General features: G+C 69.6%; 16 protein-coding genes. 7 read left to right on the forward strand and 9 right to left on the reverse strand.

Annotated features, from left to right (window positions below; genetic code table 11):
* Both AWZ10_RS18725 and AWZ10_RS18730 read right to left on the reverse strand, forming a co-directional pair.
* Positions 1–633, reverse strand: a 633-nt coding sequence (locus tag AWZ10_RS18725; RefSeq protein ID WP_167365966.1) for an AfsR/SARP family transcriptional regulator, incomplete at its 3' end; no start/stop codon positions are given.
* Positions 634–895: 262 nt separating this feature from the next.
* Entirely contained in the window at positions 896–1,561 is a 666-nt protein-coding gene (locus AWZ10_RS18730; RefSeq protein ID WP_244172518.1) for an HD domain-containing protein, read from the reverse strand.
* Positions 1,562–1,844: 283 nt separating this feature from the next.
* On the opposite strand from AWZ10_RS18730, the gene AWZ10_RS18735 reads away from it, so the two are divergent.
* The 5 genes from AWZ10_RS18735 to AWZ10_RS18755 all read left to right on the forward strand — a co-directional run bounded on the left by AWZ10_RS18735 (position 1,845) and on the right by AWZ10_RS18755 (position 5,937).
* A complete protein-coding gene (locus AWZ10_RS18735) occupies positions 1,845–2,075 on the forward strand; it encodes a hypothetical protein (protein ID WP_037699798.1) in 231 nt (76 codons plus the stop codon).
* 29 nt (positions 2,076–2,104) lie between these two features.
* The gene (recO, locus tag AWZ10_RS18740; protein WP_046706510.1) at positions 2,105–2,854 is read left to right on the forward strand and encodes a DNA repair protein RecO; all 750 of its coding nucleotides are present in this window, start codon (positions 2,105–2,107) and stop codon (positions 2,852–2,854) included.
* A gap of 129 nt (positions 2,855–2,983) precedes the next feature.
* Positions 2,984–3,820 carry an isoprenyl transferase gene (locus AWZ10_RS18745; RefSeq protein ID WP_046706507.1) on the forward strand — a complete coding sequence of 279 codons (837 nt, stop codon included), beginning with the start codon at positions 2,984–2,986 and terminating at the stop codon, positions 3,818–3,820.
* 3 nt (positions 3,821–3,823) lie between these two features.
* Entirely contained in the window at positions 3,824–4,348 is a 525-nt protein-coding gene (locus AWZ10_RS55115; protein WP_046706506.1) for a YcxB family protein, read from the forward strand.
* Between the two features lie 224 nt (positions 4,349–4,572).
* A complete protein-coding gene (locus tag AWZ10_RS18755) occupies positions 4,573–5,937 on the forward strand; it encodes a histidine-type phosphatase (protein WP_046706505.1) in 1,365 nt (454 codons plus the stop codon).
* On the opposite strand, the gene AWZ10_RS55120 is transcribed toward AWZ10_RS18755, so the two are convergent.
* The 5 genes from AWZ10_RS55120 to AWZ10_RS18780 all read right to left on the reverse strand — a co-directional run bounded on the left by AWZ10_RS55120 (position 5,934) and on the right by AWZ10_RS18780 (position 9,245).
* A complete protein-coding gene (locus AWZ10_RS55120; protein WP_279616629.1) occupies positions 5,934–6,065 on the reverse strand; it encodes a hypothetical protein in 132 nt (43 codons plus the stop codon). The genes AWZ10_RS18755 and AWZ10_RS55120 overlap by 4 nt on opposite strands.
* Positions 6,044–6,457 carry a Fur family transcriptional regulator gene (locus tag AWZ10_RS18765; protein WP_046706504.1) on the reverse strand — a complete coding sequence of 138 codons (414 nt, stop codon included), beginning with the start codon at positions 6,455–6,457 and terminating at the stop codon, positions 6,044–6,046. Before AWZ10_RS18765 ends, AWZ10_RS55120 begins: the two co-directional genes overlap by 22 nt.
* A gap of 80 nt (positions 6,458–6,537) precedes the next feature.
* Positions 6,538–7,482 carry a metal ABC transporter permease gene (locus AWZ10_RS18770; protein WP_046706503.1) on the reverse strand — a complete coding sequence of 315 codons (945 nt, stop codon included), beginning with the start codon at positions 7,480–7,482 and terminating at the stop codon, positions 6,538–6,540.
* A gap of 13 nt (positions 7,483–7,495) precedes the next feature.
* Positions 7,496–8,263 carry a metal ABC transporter ATP-binding protein gene (locus AWZ10_RS18775; protein ID WP_046706502.1) on the reverse strand — a complete coding sequence of 256 codons (768 nt, stop codon included), beginning with the start codon at positions 8,261–8,263 and terminating at the stop codon, positions 7,496–7,498.
* Positions 8,264–8,282: 19 nt separating this feature from the next.
* On the reverse strand, positions 8,283–9,245 hold the full coding sequence (locus AWZ10_RS18780; RefSeq protein WP_060891620.1) for a metal ABC transporter substrate-binding protein: 963 nt from the start codon (positions 9,243–9,245) through the stop codon (positions 8,283–8,285).
* A gap of 216 nt (positions 9,246–9,461) precedes the next feature.
* Here AWZ10_RS18780 and AWZ10_RS18785 point away from each other — a divergent pair, with 216 nt between their 5' ends.
* The gene (locus tag AWZ10_RS18785) at positions 9,462–10,844 is read left to right on the forward strand and encodes a glycine--tRNA ligase (RefSeq protein WP_037699777.1); all 1,383 of its coding nucleotides are present in this window, start codon (positions 9,462–9,464) and stop codon (positions 10,842–10,844) included.
* A 112-nt stretch (positions 10,845–10,956) separates the two neighbouring features.
* Here the strand turns inward: AWZ10_RS18785 and AWZ10_RS18790 are convergent, their stop codons facing one another.
* Entirely contained in the window at positions 10,957–12,093 is a 1,137-nt protein-coding gene (locus tag AWZ10_RS18790; RefSeq protein WP_060891621.1) for an endonuclease/exonuclease/phosphatase family protein, read from the reverse strand.
* Between the two features lie 336 nt (positions 12,094–12,429).
* Positions 12,430–12,888, reverse strand: coding sequence for a VOC family protein (locus AWZ10_RS18795; protein WP_046706499.1), 459 nt, complete (start codon positions 12,886–12,888; stop codon positions 12,430–12,432).
* A gap of 21 nt (positions 12,889–12,909) precedes the next feature.
* On the opposite strand from AWZ10_RS18795, the gene AWZ10_RS18800 reads away from it, so the two are divergent.
* Positions 12,910–13,299, forward strand: a 390-nt coding sequence (locus AWZ10_RS18800; RefSeq protein WP_244172519.1) for an ABATE domain-containing protein, incomplete at its 3' end; no start/stop codon positions are given.

Genomic DNA, 13,299 nt, shown 5'->3' on the forward strand with positions numbered 1-13,299 from the left:
GTCGGCCTGCCGGCCCAGCCGGTACAGGCCCAGCATCAGCTGCCCGCGCGGCCGCTCCCGGGTCGGCCGGGCCCCGACCAGCGCGGTCAGCTCGGTGACCAGCTCCGCCTCGTGCCCACCGGCCTCCAGCTCGGCGGCGATGCGTTCCTCCAGGGCCGCCTGCCGGGCCTCCTCCAGTCGCCCGGCCTCACCCCGCAGCGCGTCCCCGACCCCGCCGAGCGCCGGTCCGTGCCACAGCTCCAGGGCCTGCCGCAGCAGCAGGGCGGCCTCCGTGTGGTGCCCGTCGGCGGCGGCCCGCCGCCCGTCCGCCGTGCGCGCCTCGAACTCCGCGAGATCGACCCGTCCGACGCCGGGCCGCATCACATACCCCGGCGGCCGGGTCTCGATCGCCTCCGCCACCTCGGCGGGCAGGGCCCGCCGCAGCGCCGACACATACGTCTGCACCAGCGCCCGCGCGGTGTCCGGGGGCTCGTCCCCCCAGATCACGTCCACCAGCGCGTCCGCGGGTACCACATGCCCGGCCCGCAGCAGCAGCACGGCCAGCAGTGCACGCGGTTTCGGCCCGCCCAGCCGCAGGGGTCTGTCACCGTGCCACGCCTCGACCGGGCCGAGCAGTCGGAATTCCAGCTCCACGGGTCCCCATCTTCCGTGCCGTCGGACCGCCGGGACAGCGGTTGCTCACGCAACGTTCGACGCTCATGTACGCCGAGTGGTTTCCCATGACGCATGATGCGCCAGCGAGTTGTCGGAAAACGGGGGAACCAAAGGGAATCTTAGGTGGACGAAGCGAAGATTCCCCATGTATGTGAGGACCACCTGTGGCGATGCTGTGAGGACCGCCTGCGGCGATGTGGCGCGGGAGCCGTGGGGCTACGGATGTACGGGGTCTGCGGGCCTACGGGCCTGCTGGGTCTACGGGGTGTACGGGGTGTACGGGGGGGTGTACGGGGTGGTCGGCCTGGAAGGCCGGTCGCCGGTCCGCGTCCGCGCCGAGCGGGTCGAGCAGGTCGAGCAGGTCGAGCAGGTCGTCGAGGGCCATGAACTCCTCCCGGGCGGGCCTGCCGCTCACCTCGGCCGGCCGTCCGACCGCGAGGTCCTCCAGCTCCCGGACCCGTTTGTTCTTCCACACCTTGTCCGCGAGGGCGACCAGGAGGTCCTCCGTGCCGATCCCCGGCTGCGCCCACGTGGCATGCGTCGCCGCGAACCTCGCCGACTCCGGCTCGACGCCGTGCTCCAGGAGCAGCCGGCGCCCGGCCTCCTCGTGCGCGGATCCTGGGCCCGACAGTTCCTCGATGTGCGCCGTCTTTCCGATGTCGTGCGTGGCCGCCCCGAAGAGCATGGCCGCACGGTCGAACGGCGGCTCCGGGTACCGCCGCTCCGCCCAGTCGACCAGGCCGTACGCCACGTCGTGCACGAGCCGCAGATGCGCCACGAGCCGGGGTGGGGCGTCGAGGCTCCGCAGCAGCGCGACGGCCCGCTCCGGCAGGGGTCGCAGCGGAGGGTCGGTGACGGCGGTCAGCGGGTCGGCGGGACGCGACGAATGCGCCGCATTTGTATACACGCCTTCCGGGTTCATCGACCAAGGCCCAACGCTTTTGTGCCGCCCTGAAGTTGTACAGGACAGACTCCCGCCGATTTTAGACACGGCAGGTCACCAGGGAGATGCGAAGAGTGAAATCCGATGGTGCGGGGGAGCACCGTGAAAGCAGTGCGAGAAGGGTCCGGGGGACGACACTCGGCGGGCGCGTCGAAGAGGCGGAGGATTTGGTGGAGGAATTGCGGCAGACGGCCGGAAAGGCGGGAATTGTTCTTCCTGTACCGCGCATTTCGGCGGCGGCCCTGCGGTGAGCGGTAACGGGAAGAAGCCGTCGATCGGCACCTACGCGGTCGACATCCGCACCGGGAAGGTCGGCAGGGTCATGGGCCACGAGGGCCCGTACGTACAGCTGCGGCCGGTCGGTGGAGGGAGGGAATGGGACTGCGCCCCCGAAGCCGTACGGGCCGCCACGACCATAGAACGGCTGCGCGCGGCGACCGCGTACGAGAACGCCCGCAGCCGGGGCGAGGTCCCTTGAAGGGGCGACCGTAGGCGAGAATGGGCGGCATGAGCCTGTTCCGCGACGACGGAGTCGTCCTGCGCACCCAGAAGCTGGGTGAAGCGGATCGGATCATCACGCTGCTCACTCGTGGTCATGGACGGGTGCGGGCGGTGGCCCGGGGGGTGCGGCGGACGAAGTCGAAGTTCGGGGCGCGGCTCGAACCCTTCTCGCATGTGGACGTGCAGTTCTTCGCGCGGGGCAGCGAGTTGATCGGACGCGGGCTGCCCCTGTGCACCCAGAGCGAGACCATCGCTCCCTACGGCGGCGGCATCGTGAGCGACTACACCCGCTACACCGCCGGGACGGCCATGCTGGAGACGGCCGAGCGGTTCACGGACCACGAGGGCGAGCCCGCCGTGCAGCAGTACCTGCTGCTCGTCGGCGGGCTGCGCACCCTCGCCCGCGGCGAGCACGCGCCGCACCTCGTCCTCGACGCCTTCCTGCTGCGCTCGCTCGCCGTCAACGGCTACGCCCCCAGCTTCAGCGACTGCGCCAAGTGCGGCATGCCCGGCCCGAACCGGTTCTTCTCCGTCTCCGCCGGAGGGTCCGTCTGCGTGGACTGCCGGGTGCCGGGCAGCGTCGTACCCTCGCCACAGACGCTGGAACTGCTCGCCGCGCTTCTTACGGGAGACTGGGAGACCGCGGACGCGAGCGAGCCGCGGCACGTCCGGGAGGGCAGCGGCCTGGTGTCCGCCTATCTGCACTGGCATCTGGAGCGCGGCCTGCGCTCACTGCGGTACGTGGAAAAGTCGTAAGCAGCACAGAGTCGTCAACGCAGCACAGAGTCGTCAAAGCGGCACGGTCGTCAAGCGGCACGGTCGTCAAAGCGACACAGTCGTCAAGCACCACAGAGTCGTAAGCATCACAGAGGAGACGAGAAGCACATGGTGGTACGCGGGTTCCTGGGGCGTCAGCGCCGCGAGCACAAGGCACCGACGCCGCACCCGTCCGGCGCCCGCGCGCCCAAGCTCCCCGGCGAGCTGGTCCCCAAGCATGTGGCGATCGTCATGGACGGCAACGGCCGCTGGGCCAAGGAGCGCGGGCTGCCGCGCACCGAGGGCCACAAGGTCGGCGCCGAGCGCGTGCTCGACGTCCTCCAGGGGTCGATCGAGATCGGCGTGCGCAACATCTCGCTCTACGCCTTCTCCACCGAGAACTGGAAGCGCTCGCCCGACGAGGTCCGCTTCCTCATGAACTTCAACCGCGACTTCATCCGCAAGACCCGCGACCAGCTCGACGAGCTCGGCGTCCGGGTCCGCTGGGTGGGCCGTATGCCCAAGCTGTGGAAGTCGGTCGCCAAGGAGCTCCAGGTCGCCCAGGAGCAGACCAAGGACAACGACCTGCTGACGCTGTACTTCTGCATGAACTACGGCGGCCGCGCCGAGATCGCCGACGCGGCGCAGGCCCTCGCCGAGGACATCCGCGCGGGCCGGCTGGACCCCTCCAAGGTCAACGAGAAGACCTTCGCGAAGTACCTCTACTACCCGGACATGCCGGACGTCGACCTCTTCCTGCGCCCCAGCGGCGAGCAGCGCACCTCCAACTACCTGCTCTGGCAGAGCGCCTACGCCGAAATGGTCTTCCAGGACGTGCTGTGGCCGGACTTCGACCGCCGCGACCTGTGGCGCGCCTGCATGGAGTTCGCCTCCCGCGACCGCCGCTTCGGCGGCGCCATCCCGAACGAGGAGCTGCTCGCGATGGAGGGCCGGACGGAGGACTGACCCTTGGCCGAGGCCGGTGGGGAGAACGTGGAGCTGGTGTACCGGGCGACGGTCGGGGACTTCCGCGAGGCGGTCCGCGCGTCCACGCGCGCCTCGGCCGCCGGCCGGTGGGGACAGGGGCTGCTGCTGTTCTCGGCCGGGGCGGGCGCGCTCGTCACGGTCCTGGCCCTGGCGTCGGGCGGTACGCCTGACGCCCAGGTCCTCGTGATGCCGGTGGCGGCGGTCCTCGGCCTCGTCCTGCTGCCCCGGTTCCAGGCCCGCCTCCTCCACCGGCGGGCGGCGGCCCGGGGGCTGCACCGCACCGTGCTGGACCTGTGGGGCGTGACCGTCGAGCACGACCACGGCACCGAACACCCGGCCCGCTGGTCACAGGTGTCCCGGTACGCGGAGACCCCGCACACCTTCGTCCTCTTCAGCGGCGCCCACGCGCCCCGCCTCACCGTGCTGCCGAAGCGCGGCCTGACGAACCCGGCCGACGCCGACCGGCTCCGCGCCGTCCTCGACCGCGAAGGTCTCACCCGGCTGTAGTGCGGTGCGAGGGCCTTGCCTGGATGCGGTGCGAAGGCCCGGCCTGCGCGCTTGGCGCACGCCGGTGAGGCGCTTGGGGCGAACCATACTTTTCCGCCATGGCGCGTTCATGTCGCCCGCCGAACATGGAGGAGATCCCCGGTGATCACCAGGCCTCCCGGTGATCACCAGGCCTCCCGGCCTCACCAGGCCTCCCGGCCTCCCCATGACGGAACGGTCCCACCATGAGACGCACCGCCCCCGCCCTGGCCCTCGGGCTCAGTGCCCTGCTGGTCGCCCCGCTGTCGGCGCAGGCCGCCGTCGGACAGGCCTCGGCCACCACCCTCTCCTACGGGACGAAGGCCACGTACGTGCCGCAGCAGAAAGCCCGCTCCTACCGGAGCGCGCCCAAGGGCTTCGTCCCGGTGTTCACGGAGAACGTCTCCCGGCACGGATCGCGCTCCGCGACCGACAGCTCGGACGGCGACCTGATCCTCGCGCTGTGGGACAAGGCGTCGAGCGAGGGGCAGCTCACCTCGCGCGGGCGGGGGTTCGGGCCCAGGGTGCGCGCCTTGCAGGCCGCCATGGCGAAGGTCGGGTACGGCAACCTCAGCGGGCGCGGCAAGCAGGAGATGCGCGACACGGCCACCCGGCTGGAGAAGCGGCTGCCGGGGCTGTTCCGACGGATCGCCCAGGACTCCGAGAAGATCGACGTGGTCAGCTCCGGGCAGGGACGGGCCGTCGACAGCGGCAACACCTTCGCCACCGCCCTCGGTGACGCCGCCCCGGCCGTCAAGCCGCTCATCGGCCCCGTCCGCACCGACAAGGACCTGCTGTACTTCCACAAGTCCTCCGGCGGCGCCGCCTACCAGACCTGGCTGGCGAACGACCAGCGGCTCGCGGACACGCTGGAGAGCATCAAGGACCAGCCGGCCACGGCCCGCGCCGCCACGAACGTCCTGAAGAAGATCTTCAAGCCGGCGTTCGTGCAGCGGATCGCCGCCGGTGAGTTCGCTTCCACCGGCAGCGCCGTCGACGCCGCCGAGGCCGTCTACAACCTCTACGCCATCGCCCCGGCGATGAGCGAGGAGAGCCCCGGGGGCAAGGGCTGGCACATGGACCGGTACATCGCGCAGCGCGATGCCGCCTGGTTCGGCTACCTCGGCGACGCCGAGGACTTCTACGAGAAGGGCCCGAGCTTCGCCGGTGGCGACATCACCTACGGGATGGCGAACGTCCTGCTCGACGACTTCTTCCGCCAGGTCGAGGCCAAGCGCGACGGGACGAGCGAGCTGGGCGCCGAGCTGCGGTTCACTCACGCCGAGGAGATCATCCCGCTTGCCGCGCTGATGGGCCTGCCCGGCAGCACCGAGGCCGCGACCGCCGGGAAGCCGTACACCTACGCCGACAGCCCCTGGCGCGGCGCGAACGTGGCGCCGCTGGGCGCGAACATCCAGTGGGACGTCTTCAAGAAGGGCTCCACCTATGTCGTCCGGATGCTCTACAACGAGAAGGAGACCGCCTTCAGGACCGGCTGCCGGCCGGTCTCGAAGAACAGCCCCTTCTACGAACTGAACGAGCTGGAGCGCTGCTTCGGACGCAAGATCTAGCCGAAGCCGAAGCCGAAGCCGAAGCCGAAGCCGAAGCCGAAGCCGAAGCCGAAGCCGAAGCCGAAGCCGAAGCCGAAGCCGAAGCCGGGCGCGATGCCGGCCCGGCCTACGCGGTCTTCGCCGCGCACTCCGCGCAGGTGCCGAAGATCTCCACCGTGTGGGCGACGTTCACGAAGCCGTGTTCCGAGGCGATCGCGTCGGCCCACTTCTCGACCGCCGGGCCCTCCACCTCCACGGCCTTGCCGCAGAGACGGCAGACGAGGTGGTGGTGGTGCTCGCCGGTGGAGCAGCGCCGGTAGACGGACTCGCCGTCGGAGGTGCGCAGGACGTCGACCTCGCCCGCGTCGGCGAGGGACTGCAGCGTGCGGTACACGGTGGTGAGCCCCACCGAGTCGCCCTTGTGCTTGAGCATGTCGTGAAGTTCCTGCGCGCTGCGGAACTCGTCGACCTCGTCGAGTGCCGCGGCCACGGCCGCCCGCTGTCGGGTGGAACGACCTCGTACGGGTCCGGCGGTCGTCACCGTTGCCTCCTCGCGTAGCGGTCTTGCGGGGGCCATTGTGCCAGCCCGCGCGGGCCCGATGAGTTACGGGCGGACGCCGGTCAGCCCGTGGACCCCTCGACGGAGCCCCGGCTGGCCGGAACCGTGTCCCTGACCACCTCCGCCGCGGCGGCCTCACCGGCCTTCGGGATCACACAGACAGCCGGGTCGCCGGCGGCCGCTTCCAGGGCCTTCGCGCGCCGCCTGGCCAGCGGTGCCGCCAGCGCGGTGAGCACCATGAACACGGCGATGGCGAGCAGCACGATCGTCGCGCCGGGCGGTACGTCCCGGTAGTACGAGGTGACCGCGCCGCCGATCGTCACGGACACCCCGATGGCCACGGCGATCGCGAAAGTGGCCGCGAAACTGCGGGTGAGCTGCTGCGCGGCGGCGACGGGGACGACCATCAGCGCGGACACCAGCAGCAGACCGACCACGCGCATGGCGACCGTCACGGTCACCGCCGCCGTGACCGCCGTCAGCAGGTTCAGCGCGCGCACGGGCAAGCCGGTGACCCGGGCGAACTCCTCGTCCTGGCTGACCGCGAACAGCTGCCGCCGCAGGGCCAGTGTCATCACGATCACGAACGCGGCCAGAATGCAGATCGCGGTGATGTCCTCCTGTGACACGGTCGACAGCGAGCCGAAGAGGAACGACATCAGGTTGGCGTTGGTCCCGCCGGGCGCGAGGTTGATGAGCATCACACCGCCCGCCATGCCGCCGTAGAAGAGCATGGCGAGGGCGATGTCGCCGCGCGTCCTGCCGTACCAGCGGATCAGCTCCATCAGAACCGAGCCCAGCACGGCCACCAGTGTCGCCATCCAGACCGGGGACCACGACAGCATGAAGCCGAGGCCCACGCCCGTCATCGCGACATGGCCGATGCCGTCGCCCATGAGGGCCTGGCGGCGCTGGACGAGGTAGATGCCGATCGCGGGGGCGGTGATGCCGACGAGGACGGCGGCGAGCAGGGCCCGCTGCATGAAGGCGTAGTTGAGGATGTCCATCGCGATCGCCTTCTCAGCTCAGCAGGCCCGTACGGACGGGCCCGGTGCCCGGTGCCGCGTGCGGGTGTACGTGGTCGTGGCCGGGCAGCGCGTGCTGGCCGACCGCCTTCGGGGGCGGGCCGTCGTGGGTGACGCAGCCGTCGCGGAGCACCACCGCGCGGTCGATCAGCGGCTCCAGCGGGCCCAGTTCGTGGAGGACCAGCAGCACCGTCGTGCCCTTGGCGACCTGCTCGCGCAGGGTCGCGGCCAGCACCTCCTGGCTGGCCAGGTCGACGCCCGCCATCGGCTCGTCCATGATCAGCAGCTCGGGTTCGGAGGCGAGGGCGCGGGCGATGAGGACGCGCTGGTGCTGGCCGCCGGAGAGGGCGTTCACCGAGTCCTTGGCGCGGTCCGCCATGCCGACCATGTCCAGGGCCCGGCGGATCGCCTCGTGGTCGGCCCTGCGGAGGATGCCGAGGCGGGTGCGGGAGAGCCGGCCCGAGGCCACGATCTCCGTCACCGTCGCCGGGACACCGCCCGCCGCCGTCGTGCGCTGCGGCACGTACCCGAGGCGCCGCCAGTCGCGGAAGCGGCGGCGCGGGGTGCCGAACAGCTCGATCTCGCCGTCGCTGAGCGGCACCTGTCCGATCACCGTGCGCACGGCGGTGGACTTGCCGGAGCCGTTGGCGCCGAGCAGCGCGACGACCTCACCGCGGTGCACGGTGAGGTCTATGCCGCGCAGGACGGTGCGCGAGCCCAGTTCGGCGCGGACGCCGCGGAGCGAGATGACGGGCTCGGTCATGCCTGCTGCCTCCGAGTGATCACTTGGCTCCCAGGGCGGTCCGGAGCGCCTTGAGGTTGGCTTCCTGCACCGAGAAGTAGTCCTTGCCGCGCGATTTCTCGGTGATGCCCTCGATCGGGTCGAGGACGTCCGTCCTGAGGTTCGCGTCGGCGGCGATGGTCTTCGCGGTCTTGTCGCTGACCAGTGTCTCGTAGAACACGGTGGTCACGCCGTCGGCCTTCGCCATCTTCTCAAGTGACTTGACCCGCGCGGCACTCGGCTCGGACTCGGGGTCGAGGCCGGAGATGGCCTCCTCGGTGAGGCCGTAGCGCTCGGCGAGGTAGCCGAAGGCGGCGTGGGTGGTGATGAAGACCTTGGTGTCGGTGTTCCTCAGACCGTTCTCGAACTGGTCGTTGAGCGCGCCCAGCTTCTCGACCAGGGCCTCGGTGTTGGTCTTGTAGGTGTCCGCGTGGTCCGGGTCGGCCTTCTCGAAGGCGGCGCCGACACCCTTGGCGACCTCGGCGTACTTCACGGGGTCGAGCCAGAGGTGGGGGTCCTTGCCGGCCAGTTCCTCGTTCTCGTGGTCGTCGTGCTCGGCCGAGTGGCCGCCGACCTCGTTGCCGTGGTGCTCCATGGTGGTCAGCTTGGCGGCGTCGATCTTCGTCTTGAGCTCGGACTGCGCGACCGCGTCGTCCACGGAGGGCTGGAGACCCTTGAGGTAGAGCACGGCGTCCGACTCCTGGAGCGCGGCGGTCTGCTTGGCGCTGATCTCCAGGTCGTGCGGCTCCTGGCCGGGTTCGGTCAGACTGGTGACGTTCACGTACCTCCCGCCGATCTGCTCGGCGAGGAAGGCCATCGGATAGAACGACGCGACCACGTCGAACTTGTCCGTGTTGCCGGCGGCGGCACTGTCGGTGGAGCAGGCCGAGAGCGTGGTGAGGCTCAGGGCGGCGGCCGCGGTCGCCGCCGCGGGTATCAGGAGTCGTCGTCGTACTACGTTCATGACAGTCATTTTCATCTTATCTGGAAACGATTGTCAACAAGCCTGGTGGTAAGCCCTTGGTAAGGCCTTTGTCCGGCTCTCGCCGTCTCCGTCTCCGAACCGATTTGATCGGAGGGGAGGCCCCGCCGGTAACCTGAGGCATTCGCTCTGAAGCGCGTTCGCTTCCCTCCAGGAGCGCAGCGCTTCGTCGCCCGTCGTCGTAATGAAGAGAGCACCGTGGCCGCCGACAAGATCGACACCATCGTCAGCCTGAGCAAGCGCCGAGGCTTCGTATTCCCCTGCAGCGAGATCTACGGCGGCCAGAAGGCCGCCTGGGACTACGGACCGCTGGGTGTCGAGCTCAAGGAGAACATCAAGCGTCAGTGGTGGCGCTACATGGTGACGTCGCGCGAGGACGTCGTCGGTATCGACTCGTCCGTCATCCTGGCCCCCGAGGTCTGGGTCGCCTCCGGCCACGTCGCCACCTTCTCCGACCCGCTCACCGAGTGCACCTCCTGCCACAAGCGGTTCCGCGCGGACCACCTGGAGGAGGCGTACGAGGCGAAGAAGGGCCGCCTGCCGGAGAACGGCCTCGCGGACGTCAACTGCCCCAACTGCGGCACCAAGGGTCAGTTCACCGAGCCCAAGCAGTTCTCGGGTCTGCTCTCCACCCACCTCGGCCCCACCCAGGACACCGGCTCCGTCGCCTACCTGCGCCCCGAGACCGCCCAGGGCATCTTCACCAACTTCGCCCAGGTGCAGACCACTTCGCGCCGCAAGCCGCCGTTCGGCATCGCCCAGATGGGCAAGTCCTTCCGCAACGAGATCACGCCCGGCAACTTCATCTTCCGCACCCGCGAGTTCGAGCAGATGGAGATGGAGTTCTTCGTCAAGCCGGGCGAGGACGAGAAGTGGCAGGAGTACTGGATGCAGGAGCGGTGGAACTGGTACACCGGCCTGGGCATGCGCGAGGAGAACATGCGCTGGTACGACCACCCGGCCGAGAAGCTCTCCCACTACTCCAAGCGCACCGCCGACATCGAGTACCGCTTCCAGTTCGGCGGCAACGAGTGGGGTGAGCTGGAGGGCGTCGCCAACCGCACCGACTACGACCTCTCCGCCCACTCCAAGGCCTCCGGCCAGGACCTGTCGTACTACGACCAGGAGTCGAGCGAGCGGTACACGCCGTTCGTCATCGAGCCGGCGGCCGGTGTCGGCCGCACGATGCTGGCGTTCCTGCTTGACGCGTACACCGAGGACGAGGCGCCCAACGCCAAGGGCAAGCTGGAGAAGCGCACGGTGCTGCGGCTGGACCACCGCATCGCGCCGGTGAAGGTGGCGGTGCTTCCGCTGTCCCGCAACCCCGAGCTGTCCCCGAAGGCGAAGGGGCTCGCGACGGCGCTGCGGCAGAACTGGAACATCGACTTCGACGACGCGGGTGCGATCGGGCGCCGCTACCGTCGCCAGGACGAGATCGGTACGCCGTACTGCGTGACGGTCGACTTCGACACGCTGGACGACAACGCGGTGACCGTGCGTGAGCGGGACTCGATGAAGCAGGAGCGGGTTTCCCTGGACCAGATCGAGGGTTACCTCGCCGGGCGGCTCGTCGGCGCGTGATGTCCGTCGCCGGGTGCGGGTCCGCCCGGCTCGGGTGATCGGCCGATCGCGGGCTCGACGTGGCTGGTCGCGCAGTTCCCCGTGCCCCTCAGGGGTGCGGGGAACGCGGCGTTCACAGGTCCAGGTCGGCGAAGAGAGCCGCGTGGTCCGAGGCCCTGGTGATCTTCGATGTCACGGTCTCGAACGACTCGAAGGTTCTCGGGGCCCAGCCGCCGCGCCGCTCGACGTCGACGCCCTGGACCCGGGCCCACAGCTCCGGGGAGAACATGAGGTAATCGAGTTTCTGGTCGGGGGAGTTGCCGGTGCCGTGGGTGCCGGGGGTTCCCTCGTAGCTCTTGTGGGTCATCGCTTCCTTCAGGCCGGCGCGGCGCAGGGCCATGATCGGCGGGCTGTCGAAGAAGTCGTTGAGGTCTCCGGCGACCACGACATGGGCCGAGCGCTTGAGTGCCTCCCGGTAGATCTTCCTGACCTGCTTGGCCTGGTTCAGACGCTTCTCGTCGTTCACCTTGGCCGTGCCGAAGCCCTTGCTCTTGAAGTGGTTGCCGAGGATCCACAGGGAGTCGCCGCCCGGTAGCTCTATCTCGAACTCGGGGCAGTCCCGGCTGAAGACCGGATCTCCGCCCTTCTCGGTCCCGTCGAAGATGTGCGAGCGAACGGACCGGACGGGGAAGCGGCTGAGGATGCCCACGTCGATGCCGCGGCTGTCGTTGCCGTCGACCAGCAGGTTGTAGGGGTACGGGCGGGCGCCCGAAGAGGCGCCCAGAATCTCCGTGTTGAGGATCTGGGTGTTGAAGCGGTCCAGCGTGAGGCGGTCCTCCACCTCGACCGTCAGCAGTATGTCGGCGTCGACCTCGGCTATCACCCGGGCGGTGTTCTCCACGGCGATCCGTCGGATGTCGCCCCGCTCGAGCTCGGCCCAACCGGCCCATGACGAACGGCCGTTCGCGATCACCTTGACGACGGTCCGGTCGTTCGCGCCCTTGCTCGTCGTGTGCAACTTGGCGCCACCGCGGGGCTCGTTGACGATGATGGAACGCGGCTTGGCCCGGTCGCTGTTGTAGGTGTGTTTCTCCAGCAGTGCGGCGATCTTCCGCTTGTCCGGGGCCGTGTAGGGATCACGGTCGAGGAGGGAGACCAGCGTGGCGAAGTCCTCCAGGATCTTCTTGCGCAGCTCTTCGTCGGTGAGACCGAATGCCTTGGGGCGCTGGAAGAGGTTCTCGGCGTTGAAGGTGGCGATACGGACGGTCATGGCGCCTCCTCGGGCGGCGCGGAGGTGACTGTGCGCCGACAACCCAAATTCTCCGAGAAGGGATGAACCCTGTCCAACGGAGCGTCACGGAAAATTTCCGGAACGAAGGGAGGATTCTCCTGCCCGGGCATCGAGCCACCCCGGCGGCCGCTCCGAACGAGACGACATACGGCCGCATGGGGCTGGTCCGTGCCTCTTCACGGGGGCGTACACACGGAAGTCTTCACGAGGGCGCACACGCGGAAGTCGCGGGGGCGTACACACGGAGGCGGTCGGCCACGCCGCGATCGGGACGGACCGGCCCCGGTGCGCCGCGGGCCGACGTGGGCCATCCGCCTACGCCACGCAGAACTCGTTCCCCTCCGGGTCCCGCATCACCCACCAGTGTCCCGCCGGGCCCCTGTCGAACTCCTCGACACGGGTGGCGCCCAGGGTTTCCATGCGGGTGACCAGCGCGTCCAGGCCGCCGGGTCCGGAGTGGACGTCGATGTGGAGGCGGTTCTTGGCCGTCTTGGGTTCGGGGACGTCCTGGAAGAGGAGGCGGCGGCCCTTGCCGATGCCGGTGAACGGGTCGTACGGGTCGTCGGGGTGGCGGACGGCGGCGTAGCCGCGGAAGACGTGGTGGCCGTTGTGTTCGGTGACGGCGGTCTCGGGGAGGTCGCCCGTGGCGAGGAGATGGGTGACCAGTGTGCTCGGGTCCTCCACCTCGTACCCCAGCGCCGCGGCCCAGAAGTCGGCCAGGGGCTGGGCGTCCTGCGTGTCCACGACCAGTTTCCAGTTCAGTGCGGCAGTCATGTAACCGGTTATATTGGTTACATGGCTCTGTCGTCCAGGGCATCGACTTCGAAGGGGGTGTCGGGAGTGTCGGGCATCCGGCTGCGGTCCTACTCCGGGAACGTCTTCCGGTTCGATCCGGGAGCCCTCTGCCTGGAGCTGCTCGTCACCGGAGGTCCGGGCGCCCTGACGCGCTACGAGGTGTTGCACACCCCCGATGACCTGGTCGAATGGGCCGATCAGTCCCGGCTCACCCCCACGCCGCTCGCTCTGCGTGTCACGGAGGACGACGTGGCGTACGCCCGGGGGCTGCGCGACGCGCTGACCCGTACGGTCGTCTCCCGCGTCGTCGGCGGCGGGCTCCCCGAGCTGGGCATAGCCCCGGCCGACACCGTCGATCTCGACCTCGTCAACGAAGCCGCCGCCCGCCCG

The sequence above is a fragment of the Streptomyces europaeiscabiei genome (assembly GCF_001550375.1).
Lineage (GTDB): Bacteria > Actinomycetota > Actinomycetes > Streptomycetales > Streptomycetaceae > Streptomyces > Streptomyces europaeiscabiei.